The sequence below is a fragment of the Lutispora thermophila DSM 19022 genome, assembly GCF_900142105.1.
GTDB lineage: Bacteria > Bacillota > Clostridia > Lutisporales > Lutisporaceae > Lutispora > Lutispora thermophila.
Genome location: NZ_FQZS01000009.1, coordinates 23,448 through 38,977 on the forward strand (window position 1 = coordinate 23,448; position 15,530 = coordinate 38,977).

At 34.9% G+C, this 15,530-nt stretch carries 11 protein-coding genes, 1 tRNA gene and 1 pseudogene; 4 read left to right on the forward strand and 9 right to left on the reverse strand.

All coding sequences use genetic code 11. The annotated features are described in order from the left end of the window. Nucleotides 1-105 precede the first annotated feature (105 nt). Together BUB48_RS07505 and BUB48_RS18060 are read left to right on the forward strand one after the other, a co-directional pair. A complete protein-coding gene (locus BUB48_RS07505; RefSeq protein ID WP_073025632.1) occupies nt 106-624 on the forward strand; it encodes a hypothetical protein in 519 nt (172 codons plus the stop codon). Then, nucleotides 621-791, forward strand: a complete 171-nt coding sequence (locus BUB48_RS18060) for a hypothetical protein (RefSeq protein WP_175548380.1) — start codon at nt 621-623, stop codon at nt 789-791. The genes BUB48_RS07505 and BUB48_RS18060 overlap by 4 nt, the downstream gene beginning before the upstream one ends. Nucleotides 792-936: 145 nt before the next feature. Here BUB48_RS18060 and BUB48_RS07510 read toward each other — a convergent pair whose 3' ends face one another. From BUB48_RS07510 to BUB48_RS07535, 6 genes are all read right to left on the reverse strand, one after another. Continuing rightward, nucleotides 937-1,425, reverse strand: a complete 489-nt coding sequence (locus tag BUB48_RS07510) for an ATP-binding protein (protein ID WP_073025633.1) — start codon at nt 1,423-1,425, stop codon at nt 937-939. Then, complete coding sequence (locus tag BUB48_RS07515) at nt 1,415-6,289, reverse strand: nSTAND1 domain-containing NTPase (RefSeq protein ID WP_073025634.1); 4,875 nt, start codon at nt 6,287-6,289, stop codon at nt 1,415-1,417. The genes BUB48_RS07510 and BUB48_RS07515 overlap by 11 nt, the downstream gene beginning before the upstream one ends. Before the next feature lie 222 nt (nt 6,290-6,511). Then, nucleotides 6,512-6,832 (reverse strand): 5-fold beta-flower protein, encoded by a 321-nt coding sequence (locus BUB48_RS07520; protein ID WP_073025635.1) that lies wholly within the window; start codon nt 6,830-6,832, stop codon nt 6,512-6,514. Nucleotides 6,833-6,970: 138 nt separating this feature from the next. Further along, nucleotides 6,971-7,360, reverse strand: a complete 390-nt coding sequence (locus BUB48_RS07525; protein ID WP_073025636.1) for a YybH family protein — start codon at nt 7,358-7,360, stop codon at nt 6,971-6,973. A gap of 217 nt (nt 7,361-7,577) precedes the next feature. After that, nucleotides 7,578-8,348, reverse strand: a complete 771-nt coding sequence (locus tag BUB48_RS07530; RefSeq protein WP_175548381.1) for a putative bifunctional diguanylate cyclase/phosphodiesterase — start codon at nt 8,346-8,348, stop codon at nt 7,578-7,580. A gap of 295 nt (nt 8,349-8,643) precedes the next feature. Continuing rightward, nucleotides 8,644-10,602 carry a methyl-accepting chemotaxis protein gene (locus BUB48_RS07535; protein WP_242944182.1) on the reverse strand — a complete coding sequence of 653 codons (1,959 nt, stop codon included), beginning with the start codon at nt 10,600-10,602 and terminating at the stop codon, nt 8,644-8,646. A 333-nt stretch (nt 10,603-10,935) separates the two neighbouring features. Here BUB48_RS07535 and BUB48_RS07540 point away from each other — a divergent pair, with 333 nt between their 5' ends. Continuing rightward, on the forward strand, nt 10,936-12,546 hold the full coding sequence (locus BUB48_RS07540) for a helix-turn-helix transcriptional regulator (protein ID WP_073025639.1): 1,611 nt from the start codon (nt 10,936-10,938) through the stop codon (nt 12,544-12,546). Between the two features lie 82 nt (nt 12,547-12,628). Here the strand turns inward: BUB48_RS07540 and BUB48_RS07545 are convergent, their stop codons facing one another. Together BUB48_RS07545 and BUB48_RS07550 are read right to left on the reverse strand one after the other, a co-directional pair. After that, nucleotides 12,629-13,246, reverse strand: a complete 618-nt coding sequence (locus BUB48_RS07545) for a DUF1848 family protein (RefSeq protein ID WP_084524428.1) — start codon at nt 13,244-13,246, stop codon at nt 12,629-12,631. A 799-nt stretch (nt 13,247-14,045) separates the two neighbouring features. Further along, nucleotides 14,046-14,696, reverse strand: coding sequence for a Dph6-related ATP pyrophosphatase (locus tag BUB48_RS07550; RefSeq protein ID WP_073025641.1), 651 nt, complete (start codon nt 14,694-14,696; stop codon nt 14,046-14,048). A gap of 406 nt (nt 14,697-15,102) precedes the next feature. Between BUB48_RS07550 and BUB48_RS19105 the strand changes: the two are divergent. Next, a pseudogene (locus tag BUB48_RS19105) lies at nt 15,103-15,312 on the forward strand (tyrosine-type recombinase/integrase); the annotation flags it as partial. A 74-nt stretch (nt 15,313-15,386) separates the two neighbouring features. Here BUB48_RS19105 and BUB48_RS07560 read toward each other — a convergent pair. Then, nucleotides 15,387-15,480 (reverse strand) — tRNA-Ser (locus tag BUB48_RS07560). Nucleotides 15,481-15,530: the final 50 nt, after the last annotated feature.

Consider the following 15,530-nt stretch of genomic DNA (forward strand, 5'->3'; position numbering starts at 1 on the left):
CCCCGACCAAAGTTTGCGAATTCCCTACACAAACAACACCCCTGAAAGGGTATTGCTACGTTTATTTTAGCATACTCCGAAGGGTTAAACAAGGAGGATGTGGAAATGACGGATTCAGAACGTCAAAAAATGATGCTGGACATAGAATATGATTTGAAAGCCATTGCAGAAAATGAGAAATACCTGTTGTACAAGTTTAGGAAACTCTCAGTACGAGGAAAAGAAAACGTTATAATGCAATTAAATATAGCCCTAAAATCTGATTTAGAATACCCTGAAAGACCGGAAGATGATAAAACAAAGGTTCTATTCAATGAGTATGGAGTTACAACTGATGCATATTTTAGGCTTCCATTTCATATACAAGCAGAGATTAATGATTGTATATATGAACTCTTTAAGCTGGAGCCAAGTTATAAAGGAAAGCGATGTAAAATAGGGAATATGTATAAAAGACTTTCCCCGCTATCAAAGAGAATTGCTTCAGAACGCATAAATAAGCTCTTAAATTCGGATATAGAAGATCTAAAGAAGCAGGAAACATCTATGCAAAGTGATTCTAAAACTGCTGTAGTTATAGACTTTCAAAGTAAAAAGGCGGTAAACAAGGGGGCTTCATTATGAGAGCTAACACGATTGAGCAGTACAAGGTTTTAGAGTTCATTAAGAAGAATTTTGAGACTGATAATATTTTAATTGAATTGATAGATAAGTCTACTGTAAAGGTGACTGATAACAAAGGAGATTCGCTCCATTTAGTTTATATAAATGGTGAGGTTTGCTGGGACTAAGGTTACAATATTGTGCGTAATAACAGAGGCTTAAAAAAATAAACAAAACACAAAGGCTTATTCAAAGAATATGCATAATTATACTTGGATAAGCCTTTTATTTTTGTCAAAAATCTTGTCCATTTTTGCCAAAAATCTTGTCCGGCTACACCAAATTTCTCAGGTATTTAAAATTCTCTACTGCATCTTCCTTATTGCCTTCATTGATGCATTTGGTCATACGATCAAAATCATCAATTACAAGAATGGTATTAACATTCCATCGCCTCAGTATGGAAAAAGCGTTGTTCAAGGTTTTTCTCAAGGCTGCTGCCAGATGAAAATCATCGCATTTGGAAAATTCTCCTTTTAACCTGTATTTCAACTCTATATCAATCTCTTCATTCCCTTCAATCTCCCTCTCAAGACTTTCGAAAAGAGTTTGATAGAATTCCAAAGTATTAGAAGGCTCTGAATCAAATATTTCAACTATGAGTGTGTTTGGCTTATGAAAGTTTGCAATTATGGCACTGAGCAAAGAAGACTTACCCATGCCATCATAACCTACTATGGACACGCTATCTTGAGATTCCACTCTGTCAATAATCCTGTTGATCACTTCATCTCTTCCTATCAATTGAATATTACTGCTCATAAGATTCAATGCCTCCTTGTATTTCGTATAAAACCTGGTCTGTATTTTTCCACCTTCTGGTCCACTTGTTCAATTGCTCAACAGATATGCGAACTGAAGGCTCAACTTTGTTTTCCATAAACAAAATCTTTCCTGCCACAAGCTCATTGATGATTGCCCTCACCTTATCCTTATACAAACCCTCTGACAGAGGACCTTCAGCGCAAACTTCTTTAAGCCTGTCATAAACTCTGTCTATTTCCACAAAATCATTCCAGCTATCAGTCTCCTCACCAATTATTGCAATTATCAATTTCTTGTAATTTGAGTCCAAAGAATTCCAAAAATGCTCATACATGCTCTTTTGAGTCATATCAATAAGCTTGTCCGAAATATAATCCACATCATCAGGATAAATCACATATCTTTCCTTCTCCCTGTTAAGAAGCTCCACAAGGCTATTACCCATGGCCGTAAGGAAATATGGATGACCTGATGTTATCATGATAATTCTATCCACCGCCTCCGGCACACATTGTATTCCCTTTTGTCCCAATGGCTTCAATATCATTTCTCTGGCCTCGTCCAACTCCAGAAATCCTATTTCTAGAGGTTTTGCCGTATCAGAAATCTTCAATGCCTTATTCTTCATCATGTTTAAAATATAGGAACCTCCTGCCAGAATAAATCGAGTCTTATTAGAATGCTGCATCTTTGTCCTTATGAAGTTGAACAACTCATCGGAATAGACACCGTCTTCTACCTTCTTCACAACTTCGTCAAACTCATCCACCATAAGAAGCAAAGATTTATCTCCTATAGATTTTTCCACATCCATAAAGAATCTTTTCAACTGGCGTAGAGGACTTTTTTTAAACTCCTCTTCCAAAGGCATATCTATCTCAATGCCATATTCAAAAGTCAACCTATCCACTATATTTTCTACAAAAAGCTGATAAATCAATTCACTTGTATCATCAGCATCAAAGATGTTCTCGCAGTCACATATAATTGGATAGAACTTGTCCCCAAAGATTTTTTCCATATGATAAAGCAAGGAAGTCTTGCCTACCCTTCGCGACCCATATATGAGGAAAGTAGTCCTGTCGCTTTCGTCATATAACCGATCCTTTATTCTCTGTATTATGGCTTTACGACCGAAAAATTTGCTTTCATCATCTATCGGGCCTGTAGGATATGTATTCTCCTTTATCCTTTCAAAATCAAAACTCTTGTTTCTCACATCTATTCCATAATTAAAAGTTTTAAAAGGACCATGGGCATATTTGCTTTCAATCCGTATCTCATACTGCCCCTCTTCTTCAAAATTATGCTTAAAGCCTACAGGTAGCTTTTCTCCTTCCCTCAATGTTCTGTTTTCAATGTTTAAAGGAATTGACAACAGTCTATTATCCTTTGTCACTTTGAAGCTGCAACTCAAGTCCCAAGCCTTTTCCTGTCCTTCATTGGTTATGAGAAAATGAAAGCTGCACTGAAACTTATTATCTACGGTAATGGTATGAAGATCTTCATGATTTAAAAAAGCAGCCTTTATTAACGGTCTATTTTCCAGCTTTTTCAATTCTTCATTACAAACATACAATAGGTTATTTATAAAATCTTTTATGGCTTCATACTTATACCTCTTGAGGAATTGCTTATCCGCTATTTCATTCATTTTCTTAATCTGCTTAACAGCATTGTTTATCCATATTCTCTTTTCCTCTATGTCTTCAACAGATGCATACCTCTCCAAAGCAACAGCAAATGAGTGAAAATAACTTAATATGCCTTCATTTTTATCTCTATATTCTATATCATAGGCTGTTATGAATCTATAACCCAATCTGCCAAAAAGCAGATTCATTCTTTTTGCATATGTCATATTCTCCATAAGAGCATAAAAATCTTCAATGAGAGTATATGTCTTAAAAAAACATACGTGATAATAACCTAACTCTTTTTCTATCTTATTTAAGGTCAAATCATGTTTCCTATAGTACCTATAGCTGGCATACCAAATGAGATGAGCCTCATATGCAAAAGCCACTTGTTGATTGGATCTTTGCTTCACTTTTATCTGCCGTTGCAACTCTGCCTCGCAATACTCAATTATATATTTGAAAAACTCATTATATCTGCCCATAATGATTGCTGCTACCGCTGCCTTCAAACTAGCATGGCATCTATTGCTCAAATCCAGTATGGATAGGGCTTCTATAGAGCCAACATACCTGTCAACAATACCGGTCCATACTTTATATTGCTCCTCCAGTCCTTCCTCCGGAAGCTGACATCCATATATACCATCAGCCAACACAGGTACATGCTGTATAAGCTTTTCAATAAAGACACTAGAATCCTCAATGTCATCAAATATTCTCAAGAAATCCTCTATCATACCCGCCTCATTCTCGCGGAACTTCTCTGTTGCTACGACGTCAACCTCATCCATTGGGAAATTTCCCTCGGTTTCATAGCCATTATTCTTTACCGAAAGGCTGTTTATTTGTATCTTACCGTCTTCGAATAATTGCTGATCATATTCAATTTTCTTCAATTCTTCCATAGCTTTTGAATAATCTTGCTCTAATGCTGCTCTGAAGGCCTCTATCATTATTCTGGTTCTGTCTTCTTTTCCTTGACTGAAGGATATGTACTTAGAAACATAATCTTTGTACTTTTCTTTTTCTACTATTGATAATAGGGCCTTTGCAAAGTAACTTTTCCTTTCGTAGTCATCAGGATTTATATCCAACCCTCGATCCATTTTCATTAAAAGATCACAAACACAATACATGAGCAATGAAACGGATGAACCATTTTCTTCTTCCGGTATGTTATTCATAGCATAATAAAAATATCCTTTTGCTTCTTCTATATAGGAGCACTCCATAAGATCAAAGCCAAGCCTCATATGAAAATGTGAATTCTTGTTCAGATCATGGATATATAAATTGCATAGCTCCATTATCAATTGTTTGTTGAATTCTTTATCGTAACTGCTTTTATATATGCTTGTTATAAGTCTGGTACTGTTATATAATGCTGCAAGCAAAAGCAGCAAAAACTTTCTTATGCCATCATCCTGAGTTTTATATAGAATATCCATTGAAGTTTTTAGCGTAATGTTAACTCCATTTTGAGATCCTAATATTCTCGTTATCTCTTTTATCTTTTCAATGTTAATGTGCTGATTTTCATAGATAAACTTAAGAGCACAAAATATATCATTATTGATGATTTCTATGATGTCCAATATATGCTTGCCCTGTAAGGAATTATGAATTATTGAATCCATAAATTTGTTTACAATGTGAAATTTCAGAGGAAATATTTTTTTAGAATGAACAGCCGTAATACTTATAAGCCCTTTTACTTCCTCATACATAATAAAATCTAAGGATTCTAAGCATATCAGATCATCCACAATGCCTATGCAATCATAATCTTGTGCTTTGAAGCATAGAGATGTAAAAGTTTGCTGAAATTCCATTGCTTTGTCACTTTCTTTTATCTTTTCATACAAGCTTCTAAACATCTCAAGTTCTCTCTTCACTCGTCTGTATAATTTATGGATTTCTTCCATACTTTTTTTATTGCCTGATTCAAGAAACTCTTCTATTTCTCTTTTCAAATCCTCCATCTCATCCAATTTGGACATGACTTTATCTCCATACTCAATCCTTCCTTGAGCCAAAGCTGATATAAAAATCATCCTAATATCAATAATAGTTCTCTTATTATCAGAACCAGACATGAGCATTAAGTCATAGTTTTTAAAAGCTTCTTCAATCTGACCGTCAGCTTCAAGGATCCTCCCGTAATATTTGTTGACCTCATGATCCAGAGGAAATAATTGCTTAAGCAAGGCAAAAAACTTCACCCCGTCCTTTGTTAAGCCATATCTCTTAAAGGCTTTGTACAATGCATCTAGTCTTTCCCCAGAAGGCACCTGAGGTCCTTTGAGTGCTATATCTTCTATCATCGCCACCAATTCTTCACTTTCAATTGTTGCGGCTAACTTTAACATATCAGCCCTTTTTAAGCTTTTGCCTATTTCGCTGTTTTCTGGATTCAACTCCAATTCATCATGGAGAAATTGCTCCAATCGATCAAATTCCTTTATGGAATAGAGTTTTCTTACTATAGCCATAGGATTATTATGTCTCCTATAATCCTGCAATCTCCAACTCATGGAGCTATCCAAATCTCCATGCATTTCAGATAATATAGCTTGTATCCAGTTGCTGAACTTTTTGTTGGATAATTTACTGTTTAAAAATCCTTTAATTTTTTCAATAAGATTGGTCATATGAGGCTGTTGTTCAGCGTTAAAGCTTATAAGATTGCTCAAATTGTAATCAAGAAAAGTTAAAAAGCTTATAAGGTAATCATCTGAAATGCTAGCCTGCTTTAATGCGGCACCAAAGGCTTCAATCCATAGATTGTTTTTCTTGCAAAGACTCTTTTGAGTTTCCCACTTCCTGAAAAGGTCTGCCTTTACTTCCCCTGCTTCTTGTGGCAACAGCCCCCTTTCTCGTAAGTCATGATAAATTGAAAGGCACTTATAGGAATAGAGAGGCGAATCCTGTGCAAAAACTTCAAAAAGCTCTATCCATGGTTGGTAGCAATATTCATCGCGATTCAACATAATTATATTGAATAACACATAATGATCCTGGCTTTTTATGTACTCATCCTTATATTGGGATATTATTTTCCTCACTTTCTTGCTTCTATCAAAATGAGCATCAAAAATATTTCTTAATTCTTTTTGTGTTTTTACATATTCAATGCATCTATTGTAATCTTCTTCAAGAAGAATTTTTTTGAAACCTTCTATTATGGGACTAGCCACAATCATTTCATCAGAACTAAACATCCTATCCCTCCAATTTCTCATCGAAAACCATATCAATGGTTATGATATTTAGTATTCGACAGTATTCTTTCATTTCCTCCAAATTTAGACTTTTACGTATAATTAAGTGGATACAAGATGCCTACGGCATTATCTTGTATCCACTTATATTAACATGCATATGCATCACGTACAGCTTACTGGATCTGATGGACTAGTCCGTGCCTAATATTCAATTGGTCCCTAGAAATAGAATCTGCTAAATGGCCTTAATAGAAGCAATAGCAATATGGCTCCAAGCAATCCGCTATATCCGCTATTGCCATACCCCAAATAGTTTCCATTCATATCATACAATCTGTAATTTCTGCTATTATAGTATCCTAAAGGTGTCCCATTGCTTGAATATACATAACCCCTGTTTATATAAGCCAAAGGTCTTCGACAGGAATCATATATATTGCAGCCGTCTGTATAACCCATTACTCTGCCACAGCAGTCATAGATTACATTGTTGTCTACATAACCGTAAAGGGTTCCTACGGAATCATAAAATCTTTCCAAAATATCACCACCTTTTGAATAGAAATTTATTCCCCTGCTACTATATATGTGGCATGTACTAATTTGGTTAATGATATTTTGGATAATCTTATGTTTCATCTACGGCAAAAACATAAACTTCCAAAAAATGCAACCCACTTAATTTCCAATATCCAATACTATCTTCCAACTTCCGTCTCTTTGTTTTTGCCATACGGTAGTATATTTGCCTGTGGCAAGAACCTCATCCCCTTTATCATCAAGGTATCTTCTTACATACTTGCCATATGTATATCCAAGGCTTCCATCTTCAGAAACCTTGGCATCAATTGGTTCCCATCTAAGAGAGAATTCAGGAAGTGAAAAGGCTCTTTCCATGGACTTATATATTTCTTGCCGACCTTTTAAATCATCGCCTTGAGACAGCACCATTACACCGTCATCAGCAAAATAAGAAACCCATGCATCTATTCCGCCTGTAGACGTATCTTTATCAAATTGTCTGTCTAAATCCATTAGAAATCTTCTGAGATTTTTGCTATTATCCATATACATCCCCCTAACTTTATATCTGATTCTGACATTATTCACTATCGCACGTACTTTTTACTAAATCTAATATACCATATTTTTATATACAACTTCTTTATTTGCAATATATTTCTTGAAAGCATACAATCCCCACCAATACCTAGCGATTTATAATTTGACTCTGCTAAATATGCTCTCCAACATGTCGTTGAAGAGCATTCCAACCTGGCTTTATTTAATAACCTTTTCTCTTGATATATTCTTTTAAAAATTCACCCATTTCTTCTGGCAAAAGGGGTTTACTGAAATAGTATCCTTGAACCTTATGGCATCTTTTCTTTTTTAGATAGTCATATTGTTCTTTCGTCTCTACTCCTTCTCCTATAATTTCAATATTTATATCATGCCCAAGCTTTATAATAGCATCGATAATGGCTTTATTAACTTTATCCCCAATATTATAAATAAATGTTCTATCTATTTTAAAACTGCTTACATCAAGTTCCTGAATATACTTAAGTGAATTGTATCCGGTGCCAAAATCATCAATTGTTATTCTAACCCCTTGTTTATTTAAATAACTTAAATTATTTGCTGCAATAAGTGAAGACTCTAAAAGCAGACTTTCAGTAATTTCTAGTTCAAGATATTCAGGAAACATTCCTGTTTCATAAAGAATCTTGATTACAGCTTCACCAAAATCGGGTTGCTGCAGCTGAATTGCTGATACATTTACTGATAGACTAATATCAGCAAAACCATTTTCATGCCATTCCTTTAACTTACTTGAAGCAGTTCTTAGCACCCATAAACCTATGGGTATTATAAGCCTTGTCTCCTCTGCAACGGGAATAAATTGAAGAGGACTAATTATGCCTTGGTTCGGATGCTTCCATCTGATCAATGCTTCCACTCCGGCGATTCTTTTTGTCATGGTATTTATAATAGGCTGATAGCACAAAAATAGCTCTTCCTTTTCCATAGCAGCAACTAGATCAATTTTCACATTGCTCTGCAAACTTTTTGTTACAAGCCCACACATTCCACGAAAGTTTCTCCTTTATATGGTTTATTACAGTATTGATTCTTTACATGTAAATTATTATAAAACTAGTGTCTATAACGTTTACAATTTTATGTACAATATAAAATTTTCCCAAAGCCAAATATCCCTTGTAAATAACTATGTTGTTGAGACCATGTATTTTATTACTTCGTATTCATGCTTGATATAAAAGCTTCATTGATTATCTTCCAAGTTCTTCATATGAATTTAATCATATCCTGCATATCTCGCTTTCCTATATCTTGAACTTGGATACAACTCCTATCAGTAATTCCGATTTACCTTTTGCCAATCCTGCTGCATTGATAACTTCATTTGCCATTTGTGCTATTTCAGTTGCATCCTGTGCAATATTCGAAGCCCCCTGTGCTTCTTCGCTCGATGACGCTGAAATTTCATTTATTGCTTTAACCATATTGTGCATTGATGCTAAAAGCTCTTCAGAGGTAGCACTAAATTCATTTATCATGTCATTTATGGTAACCGAGCTCTCGCTATATTTCTCACTGGAACTAACGAGGTAGTTATAGTCATTTATTACTTTCTCGTCAATAAAATTCATGATTTCGCCCGAACTTGAGGAAAGATCATTAACTGCTTCAAATATTAGCATGGTCATTTCCTGTATACTTGAAACCGTATTTTTAGATCCTTCTGCAAGCTTTCTGATCTCTTCGGCTACAACTGCAAAGCCTTTCCCGGCTTCACCTGCTCTGGCAGCCTCAATTGCAGCGTTTAACGCAAGGAGATTGGTTTGGGATGTTATTTCAAGTATTGCTTCGGATAATTCATTGATTTTAGCTACTGCCTTTGATTTTTCAATGGCTTTCTGCAAATCATTCTTTGCCTTTTCATATATTTCCAAAGCCGTTTCCTTAGAAATTATTGCTTTTTGCTTCATTTCTTCGCTCATGCCGGTTACATTGCTTACTGCTATTGCAGCTTCTTGTGCTTTTGATGCTATGCCCTCAATTGCTGACTCAATTTCTTCCGAGGTTGCATTCATCTCCTGAGTCGATGCGGAAGTCTCTTCAATACCCGCCGAAAGTTCTTCAGTTGTTGCGGATATTTCCTCAATATTTTTATTAAGCTGTTCCATCTTAGCATTGATATTGATAAGCATCTCACTTACATTTGTTGATTCATCTACAACCTCTTTAATAATATTGCTTATCGATTGTTGCATGGCACTTATTGCATTGGCCAATATACCGCTCTCATCCTTCATCTTGAGGAGTTTCTTAGGTATCTCTCCGGTAAAGTCTCCAGTTGAAACAATATTCAGATAATTTGAGGCCAATTTTATTGGTTTTGAAATGCTTTCGGCAATGAGTATCGTAATAACAATGCTAATTATCAAAAAAGCAATTGATATGCATATCATAACCACTGTAAGTTCGCTTATTTTCTCCATAACCTCTGACTTTGGAGCAGTTATCGCTATTGACCATCTCGTTCCAGGTACCGGTGCAAAACTCATATATTTTGTCATACCTTTAAATGTGTATTGCCCCACGCCTTCTTTTCCTTCAATCATTTGCTTTTCCAGTTGGATTAAGGATTCCAGCTCCGGGTTTTCTTTGAAATCTTCAATAGCATTGTACATTTCCATAACAAGATTCCTGTCACTATGAGCAATAACTGTTCCCGTATTGTTTATCATATAAGCCTGGCCGCTTTTGCCAAATTTTATGTTATTAGTGATATCACTCAGCGCATTCCCGTCACGGGTAGCCATAAGTACTCCTTTAATCTTATTGTCAATCTTGATTGGTACTGCATAGACCAAAATAACGCTATTGGTAACCTTGCTCACTATTGGATCAGAAACTTCCTTTTGACCTGATATGGCCATTTTAAAGTAGTCCCTGTCTGAAACATTAGCAGTAGTTCCGTCAGTTAATACAACATTGCCCTCTAGATCTGCAATGCCCATGCTTAAGTGCCCGCTTCTGCTTACTTCGCATTTTAATAACTCAAGCTTCTCATCCATAGTAAATACATCACTCTTTATAATTTCTGTTTCTGCCAAAGCTTCCATGGTATCAAGCCGGGCTTTTGTCTCGCTCTCCACCACCTTGACAGCCTCTCTTGCCAATTGCTGCAAGGATTCATTTATGCTGTCAGATAGTGCAGCTGTAGACTTTCTATTAGCTATAACTCCAAAGCCAATACAAGTAAACAATAACAACACCCCAAAAAATAACAGCAACTTTGTTTTAATACTTTTAAACTGCAATGTTTCTCTCCTCCATTTCTTTAGTAATTTAACATACTTCTTCCATTGATACAGCTTTTAGATTATCACTTATACCAAGTCGAGTTTCAATTGATAGTAATTATTTAAGGATATGAAATTTCTAAATCTTCTAAATTAGTGATATTATATAATAAAATTTGATTTTGGTGTGTTGGACCTATCCATTTGTCATTGTCACGGTTATGACAAGTGCCAATCAAGCACAATCCATGATATACTTATATATTGTAATTGCTAATCTATTAGCTACGGGGAGGAGCACTTCTTATGGTCAATATGAAATTCGGAGAATGCTTAAAGCTTTTACTTTCTACTCTTGGCGTAAGCATGAATCAATTATCTAAAGCAATAAATGTAGATAATTCGCTGGTGAATCGATGGATACATGATAAACGGGTACCCATGTACAATACTCCTTATATTGAACGTATTTCTGGATATTTATCAAAAAATGTGAATAATACATTTCAAATGCAGCACCTGAATAAAATATTCATGGATATTTGTGAAAACATCAGCTCAGAAGACAGCATAGAGGAAAAAATAAGGAAAGTATTATCGGAAACTCAGGGATATTCTATTGAATGTAAAAAGAAAGAAAAAATCTCCAATGGTCCTAATAAGGATAATCTCTCGAACAAGCTCTCTGATGATCTTCCATATAATCCCTCAAATTGCATTGGGTTATCAAATGAAGATAAGATAATTATAGGAAAAAGCAATGTATTAAGTGCAGGTATGCATTTGCTCAAAACTGCAAGTCAGAATTGCGGAAGCGGTAATGCGATTTACATTTCATTAATTAATGATATTAACATAAGCTTCCAATATCCTGACTTAGTTTATTTTAGAGAAATAATAAGCAAAGCTATTAACTGTGGATGGAATATAATCCTATTTATCAGGATAAGTAATAATATTAATAGGATAATAGAACTTATCAACTTTGCAAAACCACTTATAAAAACGGGAAAATTCCATCCTTATTACCTGAAAAGATATGATGTTTCCTCTACAGGAAAAGAAAATTTATGCATTCCTGGAATAGGGGCATTATCTTGCTTTTTAACCAATCCTCTTTCCGGAATGGATTGTGCTTTTTACTTTAAGACTGAAGTTGCTATAGATATTATAAAAAACTACTTCAATGTACTTCTCTCAACATGTGCTCAGCCTATTTTCAATTATTATCCGGAAAATGATTATTTCAAATATAATCATTATGTAATTGAAAATGAAGAGAGTATTGGTAACCGGACTTTATACAAATACTGTTTTAGTTTACTGACCATACCCAAGAATTTATATATAAAAATACTTAATAAGATGGGACTTTCACGCAATGAAATCTTTGCTTCACAAGAATACTATGATAGACGCCTAAAGGCATTTCTTTCTAATGTTGAAAATTATGAGTATAAAGATATCTATTGCTATGATTCTGTTGTGCAGCTTATTAAACATCAGCAATTTTTCATTTATTATCATATGGGAGTTAGACCAGTTAACCTGGAGGTTAAAGATGTCATTGAAATTTTAAATAATGTGATAAGCCTGCTTAAAAGATATAAAAACTATAATATCGCCTTTAATAATAAATATCCAAATTACATTTCAAAAGATTATATTTCAGAAGGCAACGAGTTTTACTGTATGGTCAAAGAGAGACAAGCTGTATTGCTTGAAGCATATGAGCCTTCAAAAAACATGCCATTAATGCGGTTATCTATAGAAGAACCTATGGTGGTTAAAGCTTGCCAAGAATACTTTAATGAAAAATGGGAGCATATTGCTCCTATCAATAAAGATAAAAATGAGGTTATCAATTGGATACAAGAGCAGATAAAATTGCTTGAGAAAAAAATGAAGATATCTTAAAAAGAATCTCCGAAATAACCAATAAAAAAGCTAAAAAACAAGGGTTGTAAATGCACATCTGTAACCCTTGTTTTTTTATTTATCAAAAAAATGAAAGCTGCTCTGTTTGTGCCTTATAAACTTTTACTTGGCGATTGGTGATTTTATCATCCTCTCTGATTACTCTAAATAAAAACGGTGAATTGACATCGTAATTTAAATAATTATCTCTGGCAACGCTTTCGTCATAATTGGCATAACAATACTTGCAGTTATTTATACATGTATTATATGTTCCTATATCAATGCTCTCCGCACATCCACAGATTGATCTTTGATTTTTATCCTTTGGAATATTTATCTCCTTACCTATAAGCTTTGATATGAGCCGATCATCTATGCACTTGCCTGACATTATACCATATGGCCTCAAATCAATGATTTCAGCACAACTTGAAATCTTTAAATTATACTTATCTGCAATATTCTTAAAGGAGGTAGCAATTAACTCTATCTCCGTTGATGATATGTCTCTTACCCCAATGGACTGTAGCCTTCTTTTTATCTTTCGGTAATTATCCAAAATACTAATAACCACTGTGTTTGTATAATCTTTCAATATTTGTGCCATTTCATGAAACTTTGTTATATGAAACTGTGCATCGATCTCCTTTGTTACAATTATAGGGTCATATCTCCATACAACTCGCTCCTTACCAATTTTTTAAATCCCCGAGACCTCCTATTGTTCAGTCCTTCCCAAGATATTCATGACTACCCTGATACTATGACCTCTGTTGACTTCTCATGGTAAATCTTGTTTCAAACGTGATTCAAATTTCATTTCTTCACGTCCATGAGACCTCCCCAGGTAAGAGCACAAACTTTCCCTCCATATATCTGATACATTTACTTTGCCTGTTTCGGATAGCTATCGGGCTTTGTTTTGTCATGCAAACTCACCCACAGACTTAAGCCTTATATGTAGTTCGTGTTCCTCAGACCGGAGTTTTGCCGCCGACTTCCTTCAGATTCCACCTCGCGATGGATACCCTTGTCTTAAGCTAACGGTTGGCGCTATCAACCCCCGTATCGGACTTTCACCGACTAGCTTGCGCCCATGCTGGTCGCACATGAAAAAAGACATCTTTTCAGATGTCTTATTAGTCCTATTTTGAAATATTTAATCTTTGCAATAACACTTCATGCAACACTTTTGAAAAGTTTATCCCTGCTTTTTCCGCCTCTTCGTTTCAAATACCATCCATTCTTTTCAAGAAGTTCTATCATGTCTTTCCTCTTCATCTGTTGTTCCCTCCCTACAATTACATCATACGTATTCCATACGTATTTGACAGTACTTTTTACACATTTAGTACATATTTCTAATTTATAGGGATTAAATAATGTAAAGGTCACACATTTTGCTGCCACACTTAGGCTTATTATCACATTAGCATATCAATTTCGAATTATTCTGATTCTGGCAAAATTATTTTTTCTGGACATTCTTTGATTGTTTAATCTATTATTTTTAATTCAATGGCTGTCACATGTTCCAATTTAAGTATTTCTCCCAATTGATAGGGTACAGAAGTTCTAAATAGGGGCCCATCCACAACTATTGTATGATATTCTCCATTTTCTCCGCAGAGGTCTATGCCATACTGTTTCATATCATCCAAGAGCTTCTCATCAATTATTTTGCCAAGAAAATCTGCCGGCAGCTTTTCTGGATGAACACATTTAATCAGGCATTTATATCCTGCACCAATTACCTCCCGTACAAGTTCTTCACGATTCTCATTCCATAAAGGTAGTATTGGAATTAAATCTGCCTTTCTGCACCTTTCCTCATCCCACATTTTATGTTCTGGTATGTCAATATCCCCAAATACACATGCTTCCGCACCAAGCTTCTTCCATTCCAAAAGAGCCTTTTCCATAATAACATCATAATCCATGCCATCGGTATCATAACACTCCAGTGGAATCCCAAGGGACTCTGAGATGCTTTTAAGCAGCTTCTTATCAGCACCATGAAACCATGAACGCTTTGCCATTGTGTTATACATAACAATGAGTCCGATAGGCTTATGCCCTTGCTGAACCATGCGGTGTAATGCCAATATACTATCTTTTCCTGTACTAAAAGCAGCAACAAATTTCATTTTTATTTCCTCCACTTTCCACTTCTCTTAAATAAAATCCAGTCATTTATTATTTCGACATTATCATGAATAAAGTATATCACAGTAAAGCCTGACTTTGTAAAAAATCAGGCTTTACTAACTTCTCTTACTTAGTATTATTTAAAAATATACCAGCAGCCTATCCCCACTATTTTCAGTTATCCATAACTGAAAATTGGATACAGTATTCTTAACTACAACAACATTCATATTCACCAGTTGAATAACTTTCTACACTTTTAAAGTAATCACCACAGTTGACACATGCCTTTACCACAGTATGTATAGTAAATATTTTCATATTACGCCATCTTTTAAACTGTCTAAATACTTATCATGTATCATCTTTCTTGGATAGCTTTCATCTCTAAAATCTGTATATTTTCATGATCTACGCCATACCGCTGCTAGTTTAATGCTACATGAAGGTGTAGAACTTAAAACTGTATCTGAAATTCTTTTCCATATCAGCATTTCCATCACAGCAGATATATATAGTCACGTTATAGAAGAAAAGAAAAAACAAGCCGCTAAAAAATTAGATAAATATATAAAGTTATTTCATTTATTCTCTTGTGACATATTTGTGACATGAAAAGCTATATAAAAGGATTGTGGCATAAAAATAGGCTACAGATAAAACTCTGTAACCCTTCATTTCACTATGTATGGCGGAGAGAGAGGGATTCGAACCCTCGGTAGCCGTTTTGTAGCTACACACGATTTCCAGTCGTGCGCCTTCGACCAACTCAGCCATCTCTCCGTTTTGTTGCTCGCACTATGTTATTATACTAAAAAAATCACTAAATAGCA